At 60.5% G+C, this 19773-nt stretch carries 15 protein-coding genes and 4 pseudogenes; 5 read left to right on the forward strand and 14 right to left on the reverse strand.

Features of this window, described 5'->3' with window-relative positions; translation table 11 throughout:
- From JFT80_RS19540 to JFT80_RS19580, 9 genes and pseudogenes are all read right to left on the reverse strand, one after another.
- Window positions 1-146 (reverse strand): annotated as a pseudogene (locus tag JFT80_RS19540) (MCE family protein); the annotation flags it as partial.
- 1 nt (window position 147) lies between these two features.
- Window positions 148-950: pseudogene (locus JFT80_RS19545) on the reverse strand (ABC transporter ATP-binding protein).
- Entirely contained in the window at window positions 947-2095 is a 1149-nt protein-coding gene (locus JFT80_RS19550) for an ABC transporter permease (RefSeq protein ID WP_201148978.1), read from the reverse strand. Before JFT80_RS19550 ends, JFT80_RS19545 begins: the two are co-directional and overlap by 4 nt.
- Before the next feature lie 55 nt (window positions 2096-2150).
- Window positions 2151-3179 (reverse strand): DUF5924 family protein, encoded by a 1029-nt coding sequence (locus JFT80_RS19555; RefSeq protein ID WP_201148979.1) that lies wholly within the window; start codon window positions 3177-3179, stop codon window positions 2151-2153.
- 85 nt (window positions 3180-3264) lie between these two features.
- Window positions 3265-4644 carry a pitrilysin family protein gene (locus tag JFT80_RS19560; RefSeq protein ID WP_201148980.1) on the reverse strand — a complete coding sequence of 460 codons (1380 nt, stop codon included), beginning with the start codon at window positions 4642-4644 and terminating at the stop codon, window positions 3265-3267.
- A 174-nt stretch (window positions 4645-4818) separates the two neighbouring features.
- Window positions 4819-6478 (reverse strand): annotated as a pseudogene (locus JFT80_RS19565) (Na/Pi cotransporter family protein).
- A gap of 321 nt (window positions 6479-6799) precedes the next feature.
- Entirely contained in the window at window positions 6800-7567 is a 768-nt protein-coding gene (locus JFT80_RS19570) for a TerC family protein (RefSeq protein WP_201148981.1), read from the reverse strand.
- An 84-nt stretch (window positions 7568-7651) separates the two neighbouring features.
- Window positions 7652-8959 (reverse strand): CitMHS family transporter, encoded by a 1308-nt coding sequence (locus JFT80_RS19575; RefSeq protein WP_201148982.1) that lies wholly within the window; start codon window positions 8957-8959, stop codon window positions 7652-7654.
- Window positions 8960-9272: 313 nt separating this feature from the next.
- A complete protein-coding gene (locus JFT80_RS19580; RefSeq protein ID WP_122840896.1) occupies window positions 9273-9599 on the reverse strand; it encodes a DOPA 4,5-dioxygenase family protein in 327 nt (108 codons plus the stop codon).
- A gap of 83 nt (window positions 9600-9682) precedes the next feature.
- On the opposite strand from JFT80_RS19580, the pseudogene JFT80_RS19585 reads away from it, so the two are divergent.
- Window positions 9683-10347: pseudogene (locus JFT80_RS19585) on the forward strand (NAD(P)-dependent oxidoreductase).
- A gap of 7 nt (window positions 10348-10354) precedes the next feature.
- Here the strand turns inward: JFT80_RS19585 and JFT80_RS19590 are convergent.
- Entirely contained in the window at window positions 10355-11305 is a 951-nt protein-coding gene (locus tag JFT80_RS19590; protein WP_201148983.1) for a choline sulfate utilization transcriptional regulator, read from the reverse strand.
- A 114-nt stretch (window positions 11306-11419) separates the two neighbouring features.
- Here JFT80_RS19590 and betC point away from each other — a divergent pair, with 114 nt between their 5' ends.
- From betC to JFT80_RS19605, 3 genes are all read left to right on the forward strand, one after another.
- Window positions 11420-12934, forward strand: coding sequence for a choline-sulfatase (betC, locus tag JFT80_RS19595; RefSeq protein WP_201148984.1), 1515 nt, complete (start codon window positions 11420-11422; stop codon window positions 12932-12934).
- A 16-nt stretch (window positions 12935-12950) separates the two neighbouring features.
- Complete coding sequence (gene choX / locus JFT80_RS19600; protein ID WP_201148985.1) at window positions 12951-13871, forward strand: choline ABC transporter substrate-binding protein; 921 nt, start codon at window positions 12951-12953, stop codon at window positions 13869-13871.
- A gap of 180 nt (window positions 13872-14051) precedes the next feature.
- Complete coding sequence (locus tag JFT80_RS19605) at window positions 14052-15620, forward strand: SulP family inorganic anion transporter (RefSeq protein WP_201148986.1); 1569 nt, start codon at window positions 14052-14054, stop codon at window positions 15618-15620.
- Window positions 15621-15642: 22 nt separating this feature from the next.
- On the opposite strand, the gene aroE is transcribed toward JFT80_RS19605, so the two are convergent.
- Together aroE and hemF are read right to left on the reverse strand one after the other, a co-directional pair.
- Entirely contained in the window at window positions 15643-16464 is an 822-nt protein-coding gene (gene aroE, locus JFT80_RS19610; RefSeq protein ID WP_201148987.1) for a shikimate dehydrogenase, read from the reverse strand.
- Window positions 16465-16473: 9 nt separating this feature from the next.
- Window positions 16474-17388 (reverse strand): oxygen-dependent coproporphyrinogen oxidase, encoded by a 915-nt coding sequence (hemF, locus tag JFT80_RS19615; protein WP_201148988.1) that lies wholly within the window; start codon window positions 17386-17388, stop codon window positions 16474-16476.
- A 162-nt stretch (window positions 17389-17550) separates the two neighbouring features.
- On the opposite strand from hemF, the gene JFT80_RS19620 reads away from it, so the two are divergent.
- Window positions 17551-18570, forward strand: coding sequence for an NADPH:quinone reductase (locus tag JFT80_RS19620; RefSeq protein WP_201148989.1), 1020 nt, complete (start codon window positions 17551-17553; stop codon window positions 18568-18570).
- 7 nt (window positions 18571-18577) lie between these two features.
- Here the strand turns inward: JFT80_RS19620 and JFT80_RS19625 are convergent, their stop codons facing one another.
- Together JFT80_RS19625 and JFT80_RS19630 are read right to left on the reverse strand one after the other, a co-directional pair.
- Window positions 18578-19135: an L-threonylcarbamoyladenylate synthase gene (locus JFT80_RS19625; protein ID WP_201148990.1), complete on the reverse strand. Its 558-nt coding sequence runs from the start codon at window positions 19133-19135 to the stop codon at window positions 18578-18580.
- Between the two features lie 55 nt (window positions 19136-19190).
- Window positions 19191-19773, reverse strand: a 583-nt coding sequence (locus tag JFT80_RS19630) for a DNA-processing protein DprA (protein WP_201148991.1), incomplete at its 5' end; no start/stop codon positions are given.

A 19773-nucleotide genomic window follows, 5' to 3' on the forward strand; every position in this document is an offset into this window, starting at 1 on the left:
CTGACCGCCTCGTTGAACACGATTTCGTAGTCCTTGAACTCGGTATCCACACTGGACTTGGCCAGCCAGAGCCCGAAGAGCAGGGCGGCTGCCACCACAATTACCGTGAACAGGCCGATCAGTACGTGATGGGCTCGGGTTTCCATGTCAGACCTCGTTGAGCTGTTGAGCGGCAGTCAGCGCCGCGCGGCCGCGAGGGCCGTGGAAATATTCGTGAATCCACGCATCGTCGGTTTCCGAAACCTTGTCGATGGCATCCGCCACCAGCACTTTTTCTGCGCCAGCACCGCCACTCGATCGGTGATGGTGTAGAGCGTGTCGAGGTCGTGGGTCACCAGAAACACGCTGAGGCCGAGCGCATCGCGCAGGGTCAGGATCAATTGATCGAACTGCGCCGCGCCAATCGGATCGAGGCCGGCGGTGGGTTCGTCGAGAAACAGGATGTCCGGATCCAGCGCCAGGGCACGGGCCAGCGCGGCACGTTTGATCATGCCGCCAGAGAGCGATGACGGGTATTTATCCGCAGCCGACAGCGGCAACCCGGCCAGCGCCAGCTTCACAGCGGCCAAGTGCTCGGCGTCGTTGCGGCTGAGGCCGGCGTGTTCGATGAGGGGCAGGGCGACGTTTTCGGTCACCGTCAACGACGAGAACAGCGCGCCTTTCTGAAACAACACGCCGAAGCGGCGTTCAACCAGCGAGCGCTCATGCTCGGACAGGCTCGGCAGGTTCTTGCCGAACACTTTGACGATGCCTTCGCTGGGTCGGCGCAGACCGACAATGCTGCGCAACAGCACCGATTTACCGCTGCCGGAACCGCCGACCACGGCGAGGATCTCGCCTTTGTACAAGTCCAGGTCGAGATTCTCGTGCACGCTCTGGCTGCCGAAACGATTGCACAAGCCGCGGACTTCGATCACCGCCTCGGAGGACGCTCGGGGTTGACGACTCACCAGCCCATCTCCATGAAGAACAGTGCGGCCACCGCGTCGAGCACGATCACCACGAAAATCGACTGCACCACGGCAGAGGTGGTGTGCGCGCCGACCGATTCGGCACTGCCGCTGACCTTGAAACCTTCCAGACAACCAATCGCTGCGATGATGAAGGCGAAGATCGGCGCTTTCACCAATCCGACCAGAAAATGCTGAACACCGATGTCGCTTTGCAGCAGCGACAGGAACATCGCTGGCGAAATCCCCAGCGACACCGCGCAGACCACGCCGCCACCGATGATCCCGCAGAGCATCGCCAGAAACGTCAGCATCGGCAGCGCAACCAGCAGCGCAAGAACTCGCGGCACGACCAGCAGCTCCATCGGGTCGAGGCCAAGGGTGCGAATGGCGTCGATTTCTTCGTTAGCCTTCATCGACCCTATCTGGGCGGTGAACGCGCTGGCGGTGCGGCCGGCCATCAGGATCGCGGTGAGCAACACGCCGAACTCGCGCAGAAACGAGAACGCCACCAGGTCCACGGTAAAGATACTCGCACCAAAACTCGCCAGCACCGTCGCCCCCAGAAATGCCACCACGGCACCGACCAGGAAGGTCAGCAGGGCAACAATCGGCGCAGCGTCCAGACCGGTTTGCTCGATGTGCGCCACCATTGGCGTGATGCGCCAGCGTTTGGGCCGGAACAGGCTGCGAGCGATGGTTTCCAGAATCAGGCCGACGAAACCGAGCAATTGCAGGGTGTCTTGCCAAACCGTGTCGACAGCGCGGCCGATGCGCGTGAGCAACTGCACGCTGACGCTGATTTCCGGCTCCTTGATCGGCACGCAGAAGTCGCTCATCGAGCAGTACACGGTGTGCAGCAGCGCGCGGTCGGCGGAGGTCAGAGTGCAGTCGGGGTGTTCGGCGGATTGGCCGAGGCGCTCGGAACCGAGCAGTTCGACCAGCAACGAGGCGCCGGCGGTGTCGAGAGCGCCGAGGCCATTGAGGTCGACAATGGTGCTGGCGTCGTATTGGCCATAAAGCTTTTCGCTCAGTTGCTTGAGGTCGGCGTAATGGGCAAGCGTCCAGTCCCCCGTGACCCGCAGGCGGGCAGGGCTGGTCGATGTGTCCAGTTGGGCACTGCCCGTCATCAAGCTGCTGGTCATAAGCTCCGTGCTTGTTCGGCTAAATACGCTGGCATACGTAATAGCACGAACCGGATTACTTTTCTTTGATCGCTGTGCTGTCGGTGACTTCAAAACGCAGCACACCGATCACCTGACCGTCCTCGGTCAATACCCGTACCTGCCATTTGCCCGCCGGGTTACCGGGGAAGTTCTGTTTGTGCGTCCACGCCCGGTAGCCTTCCTTGCGCCCGCCGTGGATGTCGAGCGCGATACGGTCGACCTCTTTGCCGTTGAACTGCCAGACGTGATAAATCCGCTCATCGAGCCCGCGCGGCGCGTTGATCGCGGTATAGGCGTAGAGCCCGCCGTTGCGGATCTGCTCGGCGCTGACCGTGTCGAGGCTGGCGCCGGGGGTGCGATCCTGCAACTCGGTGCTGATCGCCACGTCGGTCATCCACAGCGTCGCCGGCGGCACCCACGAGCGCAGCACCCAGCCGACGCCACCGATCCCCACGGTGATACTCAGGATCGCCAACGCGTTGCGCACCGTGCGGATCGGGAAGATCGACGCCAGGCTGGGAAACGACAACAGCACGGCAATGCCCAGCGCCCATTTGAAGCTCTGCGCCGTGGTCAGGTGCATGATGACGGGCAGAGCGGTCAGCAGCGCGGCGAACAGGGTCAGCGTGTGCAACGCGAGAAACGCCCAGCGCCGTGGTGCCAGCCATTTGTAGTAGAGCGGATCGACGATGGAGATCAGTGCGGCGACGCCGAGCAGGCCGGTGAAAATGAGCTGGCCGCTGTTCCACGTCGTGGTGATGAAGAAGAACGGCAGGACGAAAAACAGGCTTTCCTGGTGGATCATCTGCGTCGCGTAACGCAGCAGCGGCTGGGGAATCTCGCGTTTGAACACGCGGGTGAACAGGCCGGTGAGGGTGTTTTCCAGCATCAGCCAGATCCAGCTGAGCAGCATGATCACCGTGATCCAGCTCGCCAGGCCTTGCTGACGGTCGACCATGATGAAACTGCCGACGCCGGAAATGAAACCGCCAAGCGCAATGACCCCCGGATAGCGCTTCATCAATTCCAGTAGGCGCTGCACGTACAGGGTCAGGGTTGGCATTCGGCGATTCGCATTGGTCGTAGGAAAAATCCTCGACAGATTACCGCCCGAGAGGGTGGTGTGGCGAGCAGGCTCGCTCCCATAGTCATGAAGTCTTTCGGCGCAGACGCCACGCCAACAATCCCAGTACCAGCAGGCCCAACATTCCGGCCACCAGCCAGATCAACTCATCATCACTGATCAACGGCTTTTCAATCCGCAGATACCCCGGCTGCAGCAACAACGAGCGCATGGCGCGGTTGGCTTCTTCCAGGGTGACACCTTGCAGATCCCTGGCCGGATCAGCAAAGCGCCCGTTCTGGAAGTCACCCAGCGCGCCCCAGTAATAATCGGCCAGCGCGCTGTTGCCCTGCACGGCCCAGGCTTGCCGGGCGATGGCGGCCTGTTTGAGGCGGTTGAAAGTGTCGACGTTTAGACCGTCCTTGAGCAGGCCTGCCTTGAGTTCTTCCAGGACCTGCCTGGCTGCGGGCAAATCATCGCGCTCCAAGTCTGCATTGAGGCTCATGAAACCCACCCCGCCAAACACCTCGCGCTCGGCCGAGGGCCCGTAGGACAGGCTATGTGCCAGGCGCATCTGGCGGTAGAGCGCCCAGTCCAGGTAGTCCTTGAGCAAATCAAAGGTCTCGTCGTGCTGGTCCTCCAGTACCGGCTCGGGCACCAGCCAGTGCAACTTGGCGCCGTTGCCCACCAGGCCGTGGCTCAACGTACGCTCGTGGGCTGCCGTTGCCTTGATGTCCGGCAGCGGCCGATGCTCGCTCGGCTCGACGGCTTCGAGCGCGCCCCAGGTGCGTTCCAGATAGGCCGGCAGCAATTTGTCGAGTTCACCGACGACAATCAGGGTCATGTTGTTTGGTGCGTACCAGGCCTTGCGCACCTTCTCCAGTTGCGCCTGGGTCAGATGGCCAACCTCGGCGCGTTGCGGGCATTTCAGGCCCAGCTCGACGGCGAGTTGATTGCTCGCCGTGTGGCCGAGATCCTGACGGTCGAGAAAGCGTTGCAGCCGTGTGTAATGGCCGCCGTCTTCGCGCTCGACCACGCGCTTGGCGGCGTTGATCGCGTTGTCGTCGATGCGTGTCTGGGTCAACAGATCAAGCAGCAGATCCAGCACTTTGCGCTGGTTTTTCGCCGGGGCCTCGATGACGAACGTGGTGTCGGCATTGCTGGTGAACGCGTTCCAGTCGCCGCCGAGGGCCTGCATGCGTTCTTCCAGACCTCCTTCGCCCGTCGCGTCGATGCCGCTGAACAGCAAGTGTTCGAGCAGGTGCGGCAGCTCTTTTTCATCGCAATCGAAATCGTCCAGGCCAACGCCGACCACCAACCGGATCGCCACATGCCCGCGCTCAGTGCCGGGTTTGAGCAACAACTGCAAACCATTGGGCAATGCATAGCCTTCGACCTGAAAACGATCCAGGGCAAAGGCGGGCAGGGAACCGAGCAACAGACAGGCGAACAACAGGCAACGCATAACAGGCTTCCAGGCAACCTAATCGGAGATCCATGTCGTCAGTCAGGCCGCTTTCGCGGGCAAGCCCGCTCCCCCAGTAGATTTTTGGGGCTCACAAACCCCTGTGGGAGCGAGCCTGCTCGCGAAGGTCTTAAGCCTGAATCAATGTTACTGACTGACCACAGCCCCAGACGTTCAAGGCGAATGCGTGATGTCGGCAATATCGTCCGCCGCCAGCGCGCCGGTGTCCGCCGTTTCCAGCACCACATAAGCACTGCTGCAAAACAGCGAATTAAGCCGCTTCATGTCGGCAATCAGCTCAAGGTGCAGCGAACTGGTCTCGATACTCTGCACGATCTTGCGTTGCAAACGGCTAACATGCGCGTGCGCCAAACGGCGTTCCTGCGCGCGAAAACGGCGTTTTTCGCGCAGCAACTGCCGAGCGCTTTCCGGGTCGCCGCTGAGGAACACCGACAACCCCAGACGCAGGTTGGCGATCAATTGCTGGTGCAGCCCGGCAAGGTCTTCCAGACCTTCTTCGGAAAACGAACGACGCTGCGAAGTTTTCTGCTGCTGGATCTTGCGCAACATGCGTTCGATCAGATCGCTGGCCAGTTTCAGGTTGATCGCCAGCTCGATGATTTCCGCCCAGCGCCGACTGTCCTGTTCGCCGAGATCTTCGCGGGGCATTTGCGCCAGATACAGCTTGATCGCGCTGTACAGCGCTTCGACGTCGTCGGTCAGCCGGCGCATTTCCTGAGTGATGGCGGTCTGCTTGCCGCGCAACACATCGAGGGTGGCGTCGAGCATGTTGTCGAGCAGGTCGCCCATGCGCAGGGTTTCCCGCGCGGCGTTGGCCAACGCCAGGCTGGGTGTGACCAGCGCAGTGGGGTCCAGGTGGCGAGGCTTGGCGGTGCCGTTGACCTCCGGGCGCTCCGGTAACAGCCAGGCACAGAGTCGCGCCATCGGCCCGACGCTTGGCAGCAGAATCAGGCAGCGCGCGGTGTTGTAGAGCAAATGGAAGCCGATGACCATTTCCTGCGGGCTGAAGTCGAGGCTGTCGATCCAGTGCACCAAAGGATCCAGCACCGGAATGATCAGCAATAGTCCTATCAGTTTGTACAAGAGGCTGCCGAGCGCCACCTGGCGGCCTGCTGCGTTTTGCATGCTGGTGCTGAGGAAGGCCAGCACGCCGCTGCCGATGTTCGCGCCAATCACCAGGCCGATAGCCACCGGCAGGCTGAGTCACTCCCGCGCCCGCCAGGGTGGCGGTGAGCAGGACGGCGGCGAGACTGGAGTAGGAGATCATCGCGAACAGCGCGCCTACCAGGGCGTCGAGCAGGATATCGCCGGTCAGCGAGGCGAAAATCACCTTTACGCCTTGGGCCTGGGTGATCGGCGCGGCGGATTCAACGATCAGCTGCAGCGCCAGAATGATCAGGCCCAGACCAATGCTGACCCGTCCCATCTGCCCAAGTCGCGTCTGCTTGCGGGACAGGAAGAAAATCACTCCGACGAAAATCAGCAGCGGCGACAACCAGGACAGATCGAAAGTCAGTACCCGGGCCATCAACGCCGTGCCGACGTCGGCGCCGAGCATGGTTGCCAGCGCCGGGGTCAGCGCCATCAGGCCCTGGCCGACGAAGGAAGTGACGAGCATGGCGGTGGCGTTGCTGCTCTGCACCATGGCTGTGACAAGGATGCCGGCGACGAACGCGAGCCAGCGCTTGGACATGTTCTGGCCAATCACATGGCGCAGGTTAGTGCCGTACACCCGCAGGATGCCGGTTCGGACGATGTGCGTGCCCCAGATCAGCAGGGCGACGGCGGAAAGCAGATTGAGCAGGGTGAGCATAAAGGCCCCTGTGGTGGTAGCGCCCCAAAGGAGCAAGTTGACGTGCCGCGCGTTTTTCTACGTTCTGTACTTAAGCTGTAGTTGGCTAACGGTCTGGGCGCCAGCATTGCACAGCTAAAGAGTGGATTGAAATAAAAGTGTCATGAAAACAGCTGGATGGAAAAACAAAACAGGGACCCTGAGGTCCCCATTCATGCCCTGTGGGAGCGAGCCTGCTCGCGATGATATCGAGGACAACGAGTTGACTCAGTCAGTACGCGTTATCGTTGACGACCATCGCGAGCAGGCTCGCTCCCACAGGTTTCATGCAGGTTAGCGATATTACTGGCCAGGAATATCCTTGCGCAGTTTCACCGGGTCCTGCTGCTTGCGCTTTCTTGCCATGGCAGTGCGCATCTTGATGTTGAACGCTTCCACCGCCAGCGAGAACGCCATGGCGAAGTAGACGTAGCCTTTGGGTACGTGGACTTCGAACGACTCGGCGATCAACACGGTGCCGACTACCAGCAGGAACGACAGCGCCAGCATTTTCAACGACGGATGCTTGTCGATGAACGAGCTGATGGTACCGGCCGCCAACATCATCACCAGTACGGCGACAACAATGGCCGCGACCATGACCGGTACATGGGAGACCATGCCCACTGCCGTGATCACCGAGTCCAGCGAGAAAACGATGTCGATGATCGCGATCTGGATGATGGTGTAGAGGAAGTTGCCGCCCTTGCCGCCTGGCGAGTCGTCGCTTTCGTCTTCGCCTTCCAGTGCGTGGTACATCTCCTGCGAGCTCTTCCACAGCAGGAACAGACCACCGAAGAACAGAATCAGGTCACGGCCGGAAATGCCCTGGCCAAACACTTCGAACAGATCGGCGGTGAGGCGCATGACCCAGGTGATCGACAGCAGCAACATGATCCGGGTGATCATGGCCAGGCCAAGACCGAAGATCCGGGTGCGCTGCTGCATGTGTTTGGGCATGCGGCTGACCAGGATCGAAATCATGATGATGTTATCGATGCCGAGGACGATTTCCAGGGCAGTCAGGGTGAAGAAGGCAACCCAGATTTCAGGGTTGGTCAGCCATTCCATGTGTATTCCTTTGAGGATGTGTTGAACCACGAAGGGTCCGGGCTTCGATAAAAAAGCCAGGACCCGTCACGGTGAGTCTTGGGCTTATAGAGTGCTGAACAGCGGAAAAATCCCCATCAGCAATGCTGCAACAAGTATGCAAAGGCAGACCAGGACTGCCCATTTCAGGGTAAAGCGTTGATGGTCACCGAACTCGATGCCGGCCAGCGCCACCAGCAGGTAAGTCGATGGAACCAACGGGCTGAGCAAGTGGACGGGCTGACCGACGATCGAGGCACGGGCCATTTCCACCGCGGTGATGCCGTAATGGCTGGCCGCTTCGGAGAGCACCGGCAACACGCCGTAGTAGAACGCGTCGTTCGACATGAAGAACGTGAACGGCATGCTCACCAGCGCCGTGATCACCGCCAGGTACGGGCCAAGGAAATCAGGGATCACTGCCAGCAGACTTTTCGACATGGCGTCGACCATGCCTGTTCCGGAGAGGATACCGGTGAAGATACCGGCGGCGAAAATCAGACTGACCACTGACAGCACGCTGCCGGCGTGGGCCGCGACTCGATCCTTCTGCTGTTGCAGGCAAGGGTAGTTGACGATCATCGCGATACTGAACGCCACCATGAACAGCACTGGCAGCGGCAAGAGGCCGCCGATCAGGGTGCACATCAACGCCAGGGTCAGCAGGCCGTTGAACCAGATCAGTTTCGGACGACGCGCATCCGGGAACTGCGACACGCTGATTTCGCTGTGATCGATCTCATCGCCGATCAGGTGCAGTTCACCCAGACGCGCACGCTCACGTTTGCCGTAGAAGTAGGCAATCAGCAGGATCGCCACCACACCGGCAGCCATGGCTGGAATCATCGGCACGAAAATATCCGACGGGTCGACATGCAGCGCACTCGCGGCACGGGCCGTCGGGCCGCCCCACGGGGTCATGTTCATCACGCCACCGGCGAGAATGATCAGGCCGGCCATGATCCGCGGGCTCATGCCGATGCGGCTATACAACGGCAGCATGGCGGCCACGCAGATCATATAAGTGGTCGCGCCGTCACCATCAAGGGAAACGACGAGCGCCAGCACGGCGGTACCGACCGAAACTTTCAACGGGTCGCCCTTGACCAGTTTGAGGATTTTGCGCACGGCCGGGTCGAACAGGCCGGAGTCGATCATCAACGCAAAGTACAGAATGGCGAACATCAGCATCACGCCGGTCGGCGCGAGCTTGGTAATGCCTTCGAGCATCATCGGGCCGATCTTCGGCGCAAAACCGCCGAACAGGGCAAACAGGATCGGGATGATGATCAGAGCGATCAGCGCAGACAGGCGCTTGGTCATGATCAGGAACATGAACGTGATGACCATGGCGAAGCCAAGGAAAGTCAGCATGGGAATACTCCAGGCGTAGCGCGGCTAGTTGAGTGAGCGGATCGGGGTGAGATCAGCGCAGAACGGGAAGCACGAGACGTACGGGCGGAGTGACAGCGAGGAGGCGGGTTGCAGAGGACATCAGATCACCATTGTTGTTGTTAATTGGGCCGTGCGAGCAGCAAAACACTCGCGTGGGCCAACCGGTCTGTTGCCGGGAGTGAGGCGATCCTAATCGGGGAAGCTTTCAGCCAGCTTTCGCCAGTGAAAGCAATGACCGGATGTTTAACCGGTCGTCGGACAGTACGGTTTGCGCAGGATGATATTTCGCTGGTTAAAAAACACTCAGATCCAGTGGGCGAATCGCCCCCATCCAGATCGCGTGCTCGGTGTGATCCAACAAATCGTTTCCGGTATCGGGATGCAGGAACACCACCAAACCCTTGCGGTTGAGCGCCAGCCACGGCAGCACCTCGCCCAGGTATTGTGGCTCGAAGGCCAACTGGCAACTCCAGTCCGGGTGCGGACCTACCGGACGTTCGTGCACGCGCCCCATCCTTAAGGGAAACCGCTGCGCCGCCTGCTCGCACAGTGCCCGCGCCTGATCGATGTTGCTCGCGTCGAAGTACACGTGGGCGTGATAGCCCTTTATCCCTTGCATCTGAAACCCTCCAAACCCGGTCGAACCCTGAACGATTGCCGCGGGTCACACGCCATATACGTTGCGATCAAGGGACCCCAGCCATGAAAAATGCCGAAACCCCCGTTGTGAAAGTGGTGCTTTATGGTGCCATGAGTAGCCTGGGCAGTGCGCTGATGGCTGAAATGCTGCGACGTCAGCATGAAGTGATCGCGATTCTGGACGACCTCACAGCGCTCTCACCGCGTCCGGGGCTGCGCACCAAGAGCGGCGACCTGTTTGACGCCGAGCGGGTAAAGCAGAGCGTGGCCGGCAGCACGGCCGTGGTCTGCCTGTTAGACGCGCCAGGGCTGCCTTTCGACAGCGAATACGTGGAAAAACCATTATGCCGGGGCCCGTGGAACAAGTGTTGGCTGTGGATGCGCTGATCGAAGGCATGCAGGCATCCCATATTGCGCGACTGTTCCTGGTGGGTGATTTCGAGGTATTGGACGATCCGGAAATAGAGGATCGCCTGCAACGCCATGCGGCTGAAGAAATTCGCGAGGCCCTGCAAAGCAGCGATTTGCAATGGACAATGGTTAACGCCCCTCGGGGTGTTCCCGGGCTGACCATCGAGCATTTCAGCCAGGTCAGCACTAGCCTCGAGCCGGGACTGGCGGAGCCGCTCGAACGATTGCAGCGGGTGGCGGTAGGGATTGCTGATGAGCTGCAGTTGAATCTGCATGTGGGGGAGCACGTGAGTTTTGTTGCGGTTTCAGCGTCCTGAAGCTGGATCACACCGCAATGGACGGCAACGGCAACCCGTTCAAGGACTGCGCGCTACTGGCCTGCTCCGCCATCAGCCAGTCGACGAATTGCTGAATCAACACTCCGCGCCGCTTGCGCTGGGGCAACACGACGTAATAACCGAGTCGGGAAATCACCGTTTCAGCAATCGGCCGACACAACAAACCCTGGGTCAGCAAGTTATCCACAAGGTGCCGCCAGCCAATTGCCACGCCTTGGCCACCGATCGCCGCTTGAATCAACAGGGTGTAATTGTCGAAACGCAACTGCCCCGGCGCCGGCGGCGTGCTGATGCCCAACTCGCGAAACAGACCACTCCAGTCAAACCAGTTACTGCTGTTTTCCCCGCGCAGGTGCAACAGCGGCAACTCGAGCAAGGCCTGAGCACAGAGAGGCGTCGGACGATCCTTGAGCAATTGCGGGCTGCACACCGGGAACACTTCTTCGCTGAACAGCCAATGGCTTTCACCCTGTTTAAAGCGACCATCGCCAAACAGGATGGCGACGTCGATGTCGGTGCGCAGCATGTTGTGGTTGCGTTCGCTGGTGACCAGGCTGACATCGACGTGTGGATTGGCTTCGTGGAAGCGGTGCAGGCGTGGCATCAGCCAATACGCGGCGAAGGCGAAATCGGTGGCGACTTGCAGGACTTCATGTTGCTGCTGTGCGCTGATTGCGCTCAATCCTGCGTCGATGTTCTGTAAACCAAGGCTAACTTGCTCGAACAGAATGACGCCAACTTCAGTCAGCTCAATGCCCCGGTAGATGCGATCAAACAGGCGTGTGCCGAGCTGTTCCTCCAGCCGTTTGATCTGCTGACTGATCGCCGGTTGCGTGGTGCCGAGCTCGACCGCCGCCGCAGTGAAACTGCGCTGCCGGGCCGCGGCCTCGAAAGCACGCAACAGGTCGAGCGACAGATCACCAAGAGCTTCATACATAAGCTGTGCTTATCCTAGTCATTGCCCGTCACGGGCTTTACCCGACAGAGCATGGACTCCATGCTCGATCGCAGCAATGTCGCATAAATATTCACTATGGAATGCCGCGATCACATGAAGCGCAAGAATATTCTTTTCATCATGGCCGATCAGATGGCCGCGCCAATGTTGCCGTTCTACGGTCCGTCGCCAATCAAACTGCCGAATCTTTCCCGCCTCGCCGAACAAGGCGTGGTGTTCGACGCCGCTTACTGCAACAGCCCGTTATGCGCGCCGTCGCGTTTCACTTTGGTCAGCGGCCAGTTGCCGAGCAAGATCGGCGCCTATGACAATGCGGCTGACTTCCCCGCCGACGTACCCACCTATGCCCATTACCTGCGCCGCCTGGGCTACCGCACCGCCTTGTCCGGCAAGATGCATTTCTGCGGCCCGGATCAACTGCACGGCTATGAGGAACGTTTAACCAGTGATATCTACCCGGCTGACTACGGGTGGGCAGTGAATTGGGATGAGCCGGACGTGCGGCCGACCTGGTATCACAACATGTCTTCGGTGTTGCAGGCCGGACCGTGCGTGCGGACCAATCAGCTCGATTTCGACGAAGAGGTGGTGTTCAAGGCGCAGCAATACCTGTTCGACCACATCCGTGAGGACGGCGATCAGCCGTTCTGCCTGACGGTGTCGATGACGCACCCACACGATCCGTACACGATTCCCAAAAAATACTGGGATATGTACCAGGACAGTGACATCCCGCTTCCGCAGACGCCAGCGCAGTCCGAGCTGGATCCGCATTCGCAGCGCCTGCTCAAAGTTTATGACCTGTGGGATAAACCGCTGCCTGTGGATAAGATTCGCGATGCGCGCCGGGCGTACTTCGGTGCGTGTAGCTATATCGACGCCAACGTCGGCAAACTGCTGCAAACGCTGGAGGAAACCGGGCTGATCGATGACACGATCATCGTATTCTCCGGTGACCACGGCGACATGCTTGGCGAGAAAGGTCTCTGGTACAAAATGCACTGGTTCGAAATGGCGGCCCGCGTACCACTGTTGATAAGTGCGCCGGGGCAGTTTGGCGCGGGCCGCGTCAGTGCCGCCGTATCCACCGCCGACCTTTTGCCAACGTTCGTAGAACTCGCCGGCGGCACGCTGGAACCAGGTCTGCCGCTGGATGGCCGGTCTCTGGTCTCGCATCTGCAAGGGCAGGGCGGACATGACGAAGTGTTCGGCGAATACATGGCCGAAGGCACGAACAGTCCGTTGATGATGATCCGTCGCGGCGCCTACAAATTTATCTACAGTGAAAGCGACCCTTGTCTGCTTTTCGACGTGGCCAACGATCCACGCGAATTGGAAGAACTCAGCCAATCACCGCAACATCGCCAACTGTTCGACGAATTTCTCGCCGAGGCACGCGCCAAATGGGACATCCAGGCCATTCACCGCGAGGTACTCGCCAGCCAGCGCCGTCGCCGTTTTGTCGCCGAAGCGTTAACCATCGGCAAGCTGAAGAGCTGGGATCACCAGCCGCTGGTAGACGCCAGTCAGCAGTACATGCGCAACCACATCGACCTGGATGATCTGGAGCGCAAAGCACGTTATCCACAACCCTGCCAAAACCAATAATGTTAAGGGGAAGTCCATGCAAAGGTTATCCACAGTTCTGACGGTCGGGCTTCTGGCTCTGGGCAGCGCATCGGCGTATGCCGATCAGAGCTGCGACACGGTGAAAATGGCCGACCCCGGCTGGAGCGACATCGCCGCGACCAATGCGATCACCGGGTTTCTGCTGGACGGCATGGGCTACAAGGCCAAGGTCGACACCCTCGCGGTGCCGATCACCTTTGGCGGTTTGAAGGACGGCCAGGTGGATGTCTTCCTCGGCAACTGGATGCCGGCGCAGCAGGGTTTCTACGATAAGTTCGTCGCAACCGGTGATGTCACGCAACTGGCGAAGAACCTCGACGGCACCGAGTTCACCCTCGCTGTGCCGGACTACGTGTGGGACGCGGGTGTGCATAACTTTGCCGACCTGAACAAATACGCCGACAAATTCGAGCGCAAGATCTACGGCATCGGCTCCGGGGCGCCGGCGAATATCTCGCTGCAGGAAATCATCAAGAAGAATGATTTCGACATGGGCCAGTGGAAGCTGATCGAGTCCAGCGAGCAGGCGATGCTGGCTGAAGTGTCACGGGCGGTGAAGAAACAGAAATTCGTCACCTTCCTCGGCTGGACGCCGCACCCGATGAATGTGCAGTTGAAAATGCATTATCTGAAGGGTGGCGAGAAATACTTTGGCGATACCGGCAGCGTGTTTACCTTGACGCGTAAAGGCTATGCCGAGGCGTGTCCGAATGTGGGTAAATTGCTGACCAATCTTTCGTTCACTCAGGAGATGGAGAACAGCATCATGGCCGAGGTGGTGAACAAGAAAGTCAGCAATGCCGACGCGGCGAAGGCGTGGATCAAGGCGAATCCGGCGGTGCTGGATAAATGGCTGGACGGCGTGAAGACGGCTGACGGGAAGGATGCGTTGGCGGCCGTAAAAGCCAAGCTCTGATTCATAGGAGGAGCCTGCTCGCGATGGACGTACACGATTTCGCCGGGCGCCTGATGCCCCGAGGTGCCGGTACGTTTTTCGCGAGCGAGCTCGCTCCTGCAGGTGGGGGCTGGCACGCTCGCGCCGCCATCACTGGTTCACCCTGTTACCCTTTGCGCATTCCCCCACCTGAGAGGACCCATGGCCTTTCCCAGCCGCCATTCGCTCTTCCCCTTCCTGAGCTGGTTGCCTCGGCAAACCCGTGCCACTGTCGGGCGCGACCTAATCGTTGGCCTGAGCGGTGCGATTCTCGCGCTGCCACAGTCGATTGCCTACGCCCTGATTGCCGGGCTCCCACCTGAATACGGGTTGTACGCGGCTATTGTTCCCGTTCTGATCGCGTGCCTGTGGGGATCATCCTGGCACCTCATCTGTGGTCCTACAGCGGCAATTTCCATTGTCTTGTATGCCAGCGTCAGCCCCTTGGCAGTGCCCGCATCGCAGGACTACGTGGCACTTATTCTGTTGCTGACGCTGCTGGCCGGGACCTTCCAGTGGCTGTTGGGCTTGCTGCGATTCGGCGCGCTGGTGAATTTTGTCTCCCATTCGGTGGTATTGGGGTTCACCCTCGGTGCGGCGGTGGTGATTGCCGTCGGCCAACTGCCCAACTTGCTGGGGCTGGACCTGCCCAGCCAGGCCACGGCACTCGACAGCTTCATGTCGGTGTTTCAACACCTGCATCAGGTGGACAAGCCATCGCTCATTCTCGGGCTGGCGACCGTGGCATTGGGAGCCACCCTGAAATGGCTGCTGCCGCGCTGGCCTACGCTGTTGATCACTCTAGTGTTGGCCAGTTTGCTGGTGTGGCTGTGGCCGGCGATGTTCGGCCATGTGCATCTGGTCAGCGCTTTTGTCGGCCGCTTGCCGCCCTTCAGCGGGTTGCCGCTGGACCTGGATTTGATCCTGCGCCTGCTGCCCAGCGCCGTGGCGGTGGGCATGCTCGGGCTGGTCACCAGCCTGTCGATTGCCCGCTCGATTGCTGCGCGCTCGCAGCAATTGCTCGATGCCAACCAGGAAGTCCGTGCGCAGGGTTTATCGAATATTGTCGGGGCGTTCTTTTCCGGATCGTTGTCCGCCGGATCATTCACCCGCTCGGGATTAAGTTATGAGGCAGGTGCCTGCTCGCCGCTGGCCGGAGTGTTTTCGGCAATCTGGGTCGCGCTGTTCGCGATTTTCGGCGCCGGGCTGATCGCGCACATTCCGATCCCGGCGATGGCGGGCAGCATTCTGCTGATCGCCTGGGGACTGGTCGATCATCGTGGCATCCGCGCATTGCTGCGGGTCAGCCGTGCCGAGTTTGTGGTCATGGCCCTGACGTGTCTCGCCACATTGCTGCTGGAGTTGCAAACGGCGATCTACGCCGGGGTGCTCGCGTCGCTGTTCTTCTACCTCAAGCGCACGTCGCAACCGCGCGTGCAGCATTGGCGTAACGACGAGGACGATGTGCTGCGGGTCGGCGGCTCGATCTTTTTCGGCGCCAGCCATTACCTGCAAGTGCGTCTGCAACGCCTGCACGGCGCGCGCGTGGTGATCGAGGCGCAGCAGATCAACTTCATCGATTATTCGGGGGTTGAGATGCTGCATCAGGAGGCACGGCGCTTGCTGAGCCAGGGTCGCAGTTTGACCCTGCGTGGGGCGCGGCCGCAGGTGGTGGAGGAATTGAGGAAGCTTGAAGGGCCGGAGAAATGTCCGATCCGGTTTGAGGATTGAATCGTGTTTCACTCCAACAGTTTCACTCTGCGAGTTGTCGGCGCAGTTCGGCGAGTACCGGCGCCGTATCCGGGCGCACACCGCGCCACAAAAAAAACGCCTCGGCGGCCTGCTCAGCCAACATCCCCAAACCATCCATCGACACCGCCGCACCCTGCTCGCTGGCCCAGCGGCAGAACGCCGTCGGCTCCTTGCCGTACATCATGTCGTAGCACAGGGTTTTGCCCGGCTCGATCAAGCTTGGCGCAATCGGCGGCACATCACCGGTCAGGCTCGCCGATGTGGCGTTGATGATCACGTCCACCGGCTCGCGCAGCCAATCAAAACCGCTGGCCGATACCGGTCCCAGGTCGCAGAACAACTCGGCCAGCAACTCAGCCTTGTCCACGGTGCGATTGGCGATAATCACCGACGCCGGTTTCTCCGCGAGCAACGGTTCCAACGCGCCACGCACCGCACCCCCGGCACCCAGCAACAAAATGCGTTTGCCGCTCAGGCTGAACCCGGCGTTCACCGTCAGATCACGCACCAGTCCAGCGCCGTCGGTGTTGTCGCCGAGCAGCGAGCCGTCGGCCAGTTTGCTCAAGGTGTTCACCGCGCCGGCACGTTGCGCACGGGCAGTCAGGCTGTTGGCCAGACGGTAGGCGTCTTCCTTGAACGGCACGGTGACGTTGGCGCCGCGACCTTGCTGGAAAAACGCTCGGGCGAAGTGGGAAAAATCATCGAGCGGAGCCAGGGAAGTACTGTAGTCCAGTTGCTGACCCGTCTGCTCGGCAAACAGTCGATGGATAAGTGGCGACTTGCTGTGGCCAATCGGGTTGCCGAATACGACGTAACGATCCATCAGAAATCCTCAGGCCTCGGCCAGCCAGTCGCGGTCCTGCAGGAAATACTCGGTCAGGCGCGCTTCTTCGCTGCCGGGTTCAGCCTTCCAGTCATAGCCCCAACGCACTTGCGGCGGCAGCGACATCAGGATCGATTCGGTACGCCCGCCCGATTGCAGGCCGAACAGCGTGCCACGGTCATAAACCAGGTTGAACTCGACGTAACGGCCACGGCGGAATTCCTGGAACTCGCGTTGCTGCGCGGTGAATGCATCGTGCTTGCGGCGCTGCACGATCGGCAGGTACGCATCGATGTAGGCGTCACCGATGGCGCGCATGAAGGCGAAACTGGTGTCGAAATCCCACTCGTTCAGGTCATCGAAGAACAGCCCGCCGATGCCGCGCGGTTCGTGGCGATGCTTGATGTGAAAGTAGGTGTCGCACCAGGCCTTGTAGCGCGGATACACGTCTGGCCCGAACGGCGCGCAGGCCTGCTCGGCGACGCGGTGCCAGTGGATGCAGTCTTCTTCATTACCGTAATACGGGGTCAGGTCGAAGCCGCCGCCAAACCACCAGACCGGCTCTTCACCTTCCTTCTCGGCGATGAAAAAGCGCACGTTGGCGTGGGATGTCGGCACATGCGGGTTGTGTGGGTGAATCACCAGCGACACGCCGAGGGCTTCAAAACCGCGACCGGCGAGCTCCGGGCGATGGGCGCTGGCCGACGGCGGCAGGCCGCTGCCGAACACATGGGAAAAGTTGACGCCGCCCTTTTCGATCAGCGTGCCGTTCTCGATCACGCGGGTGCGACCGCCACCGCCGGCGGGTCTGGTCCAGGCATCCTCGACGAAGCGCGTACCGCCGTCTTCGGCTTCAAGGGCAGCGCAAATGCGGTCTTGCAGGTCGAGCAGATAGGCCTTTACGGCGTCGGTGCGGGTCGTCATGGCTTCACCTTGAATCGGGCATCACTACGCGGCGCCCCGCAGGCGGGGGTCGACGCAAATGGGCGCGTAGCATACCACCGCAAACCGGCGCGCCGCAGTTGACGAAGATCAAGCATGGGAGTTGGATAGGGGGCTTACGAAAGACCCAAGGAGAGCAGGCAGATGGCAAAGCGTATCCAGTTCCGCGCCCACGGCGGCCCCGAAGTGCTCGAATATGTTGACTACGAACCCGCTGCACCCGGCCCGAATCAGGTGCGCGTGGCCAACAAGGCCATCGGCCTGAACTTCATCGACACCTATTTCCGCAGCGGCCTGTACGCGCCGCCAGCCTTGCCGTCCGGTCTGGGCGCAGAAGGCGCAGGGGTTGTCGATGCGGTGGGCAGCGAGGTCACCCGGTTCAAGGTCGGTGATCGCGTGGCGTACGGCAGTGGCCCGCTGGGCGCCTACAGCGAGTTGCACGTTTTGCCTGAAGCCAACCTGGTGAAGCTGCCGGACGCAATCAGTTTTGAAACCGCCGCCGGGGTGATGCTCAAGGGCCTCACCGTGCAATACCTGCTGCGCCAGACCTACGAACTCAAGGGTGGCGAAACCATTCTGTTCCACGCCGCGGCCGGGGGCGTCGGCTCGCTGGCCTGCCAATGGGCCAAGGCGTTGGGCGTGAAGTTGATCGGTACCGTCAGCTCGAAAGACAAGGCTGATCTGGCCAAAGCCAATGGCGCTTGGGCGACCATCGATTACAGCCACGAAAACGTTGCCGAGCGCGTGCTGGCGCTGACCGATGGCAAGAAAGTCCCGGTGGTCTACGACGGTGTCGGCAAGGACACTTGGCTGACGTCGCTGGACAGCGTTTCACCGCGCGGGCTGGTGGTGAGCTTCGGGAACGCCTCGGGGGCGGTGGACGGGGTGAATCTGGGGATTCTCTCGGCGAAAGGCTCGCTGTACGTGACCCGGCCGACCTTGGCGACTTATGCCAACAATGCCGAGAACCTTCAGCGGATGGCGGACGAGCTGTTTGAGATGATCATCAGCGGCAAGATCAAGGTGGCTATCAGCCAGCGCTATTCGTTGGCTGAGGCGGCGAAAGCGCAGACCGAGTTGTCGGCGCGACGGACGACAGGTTCAACAATTCTGTTGCCTGTGAGGACGCCATCGCGGGCAAGCCTTGCCCGCGATGAACGATGACTCGGTCTCAATCCGGGCGAATGACCTGCCCCGTCGCCAGGTCCCGAATCACACTCGGATTCCTGCGCCCACCCAAATTACCGCCCAGGATGTAATCCACCTGCCCACGGAAATACTGCTCCACGCGAATCCGTGTGCGCGCCGCCGGCCGACCTTGCGGGTTGGCCGAAGTGGACACCAACGGCCCTACCAATGAACACAAGTCCCGTACCTGAGGATGATCGCTGACGCGCAACGCCACGGTCTCATGCTTGCCAGTAATCCACAGTGGCAACTGATTCTGGTGCGGCACCAGCCAGGTGTTCGGCCCCGGCCAGGTACTGGCCATGCGGTCGATCCACTCTTGCGGGAAGTCTTCGAACAGGAAGTCGAATTGACGAATGTTGTCGGCGACCAGAATCAGGCCCTTCTCCATGGACCGTCCCTTGATCATCAGCAAACGTTCCACTGCGCTCTGGTCCCATGGGTCGCAACCCAGACCCCAGACCGCTTCGGTTGGATAGGCAATCACCGCCCCGGCGCGAATCTCTCGTGCGGCTTGTTGCACACGCCAACTGTTGACCATGAAAAAACTCTCCGCAAACAGGTTTCGCGCAGTTTACCGATCTTCCCCGTAAAACCTAGCTCACCCGCGCAAGCCAGCGACCGTTTTCACACACCGCGCGCCCCTCCATCTCCAATTCGGTAAGCGCGGCCAGCACCTTGGGCAATGCCCAGCCGCTGCTGATGGCCAACGATTCACTGGTATGCGGCGCCGCGTGAAGCAACGCGAGCAGGGGGTGGGTCACCGCCGGCATAGGTGTGGAAAATGACAACTGTTGCCAACCGCGCAAGGCTTCAAGAATGTGCTCGATGGTTTCCACCAGCATGGCACCATCGCGAATCAGCTGATGACAGCCCTTGGCGCCGGGATGATGAATCGATCCCGGAATCGCATAAACCTCCCGCCCTTGCTCCGCCGCCAGCCTGGCGGTAATTAACGAACCACTGGCGACGCTCGCTTCGACCACCAGTACGCCGAGGGACAAACCACTGATGATTCTGTTGCGCCGCGGGAAGTTGCTGGCGGTGGGGGCCGCGTCCAGCGGAAACTCCGAAACCACTGCGCTGCCAGAGGCAATCATGGCTTCTGCCAGCCTGCGATTGCGCTGTGGATAAAACTTTTCAAGTCCCGTGCCAAGTACCCCGACCGTTCGCCCGCCC

The sequence above is a fragment of the Pseudomonas sp. TH10 genome, from assembly GCF_016651255.1.
GTDB lineage: Bacteria > Pseudomonadota > Gammaproteobacteria > Pseudomonadales > Pseudomonadaceae > Aquipseudomonas.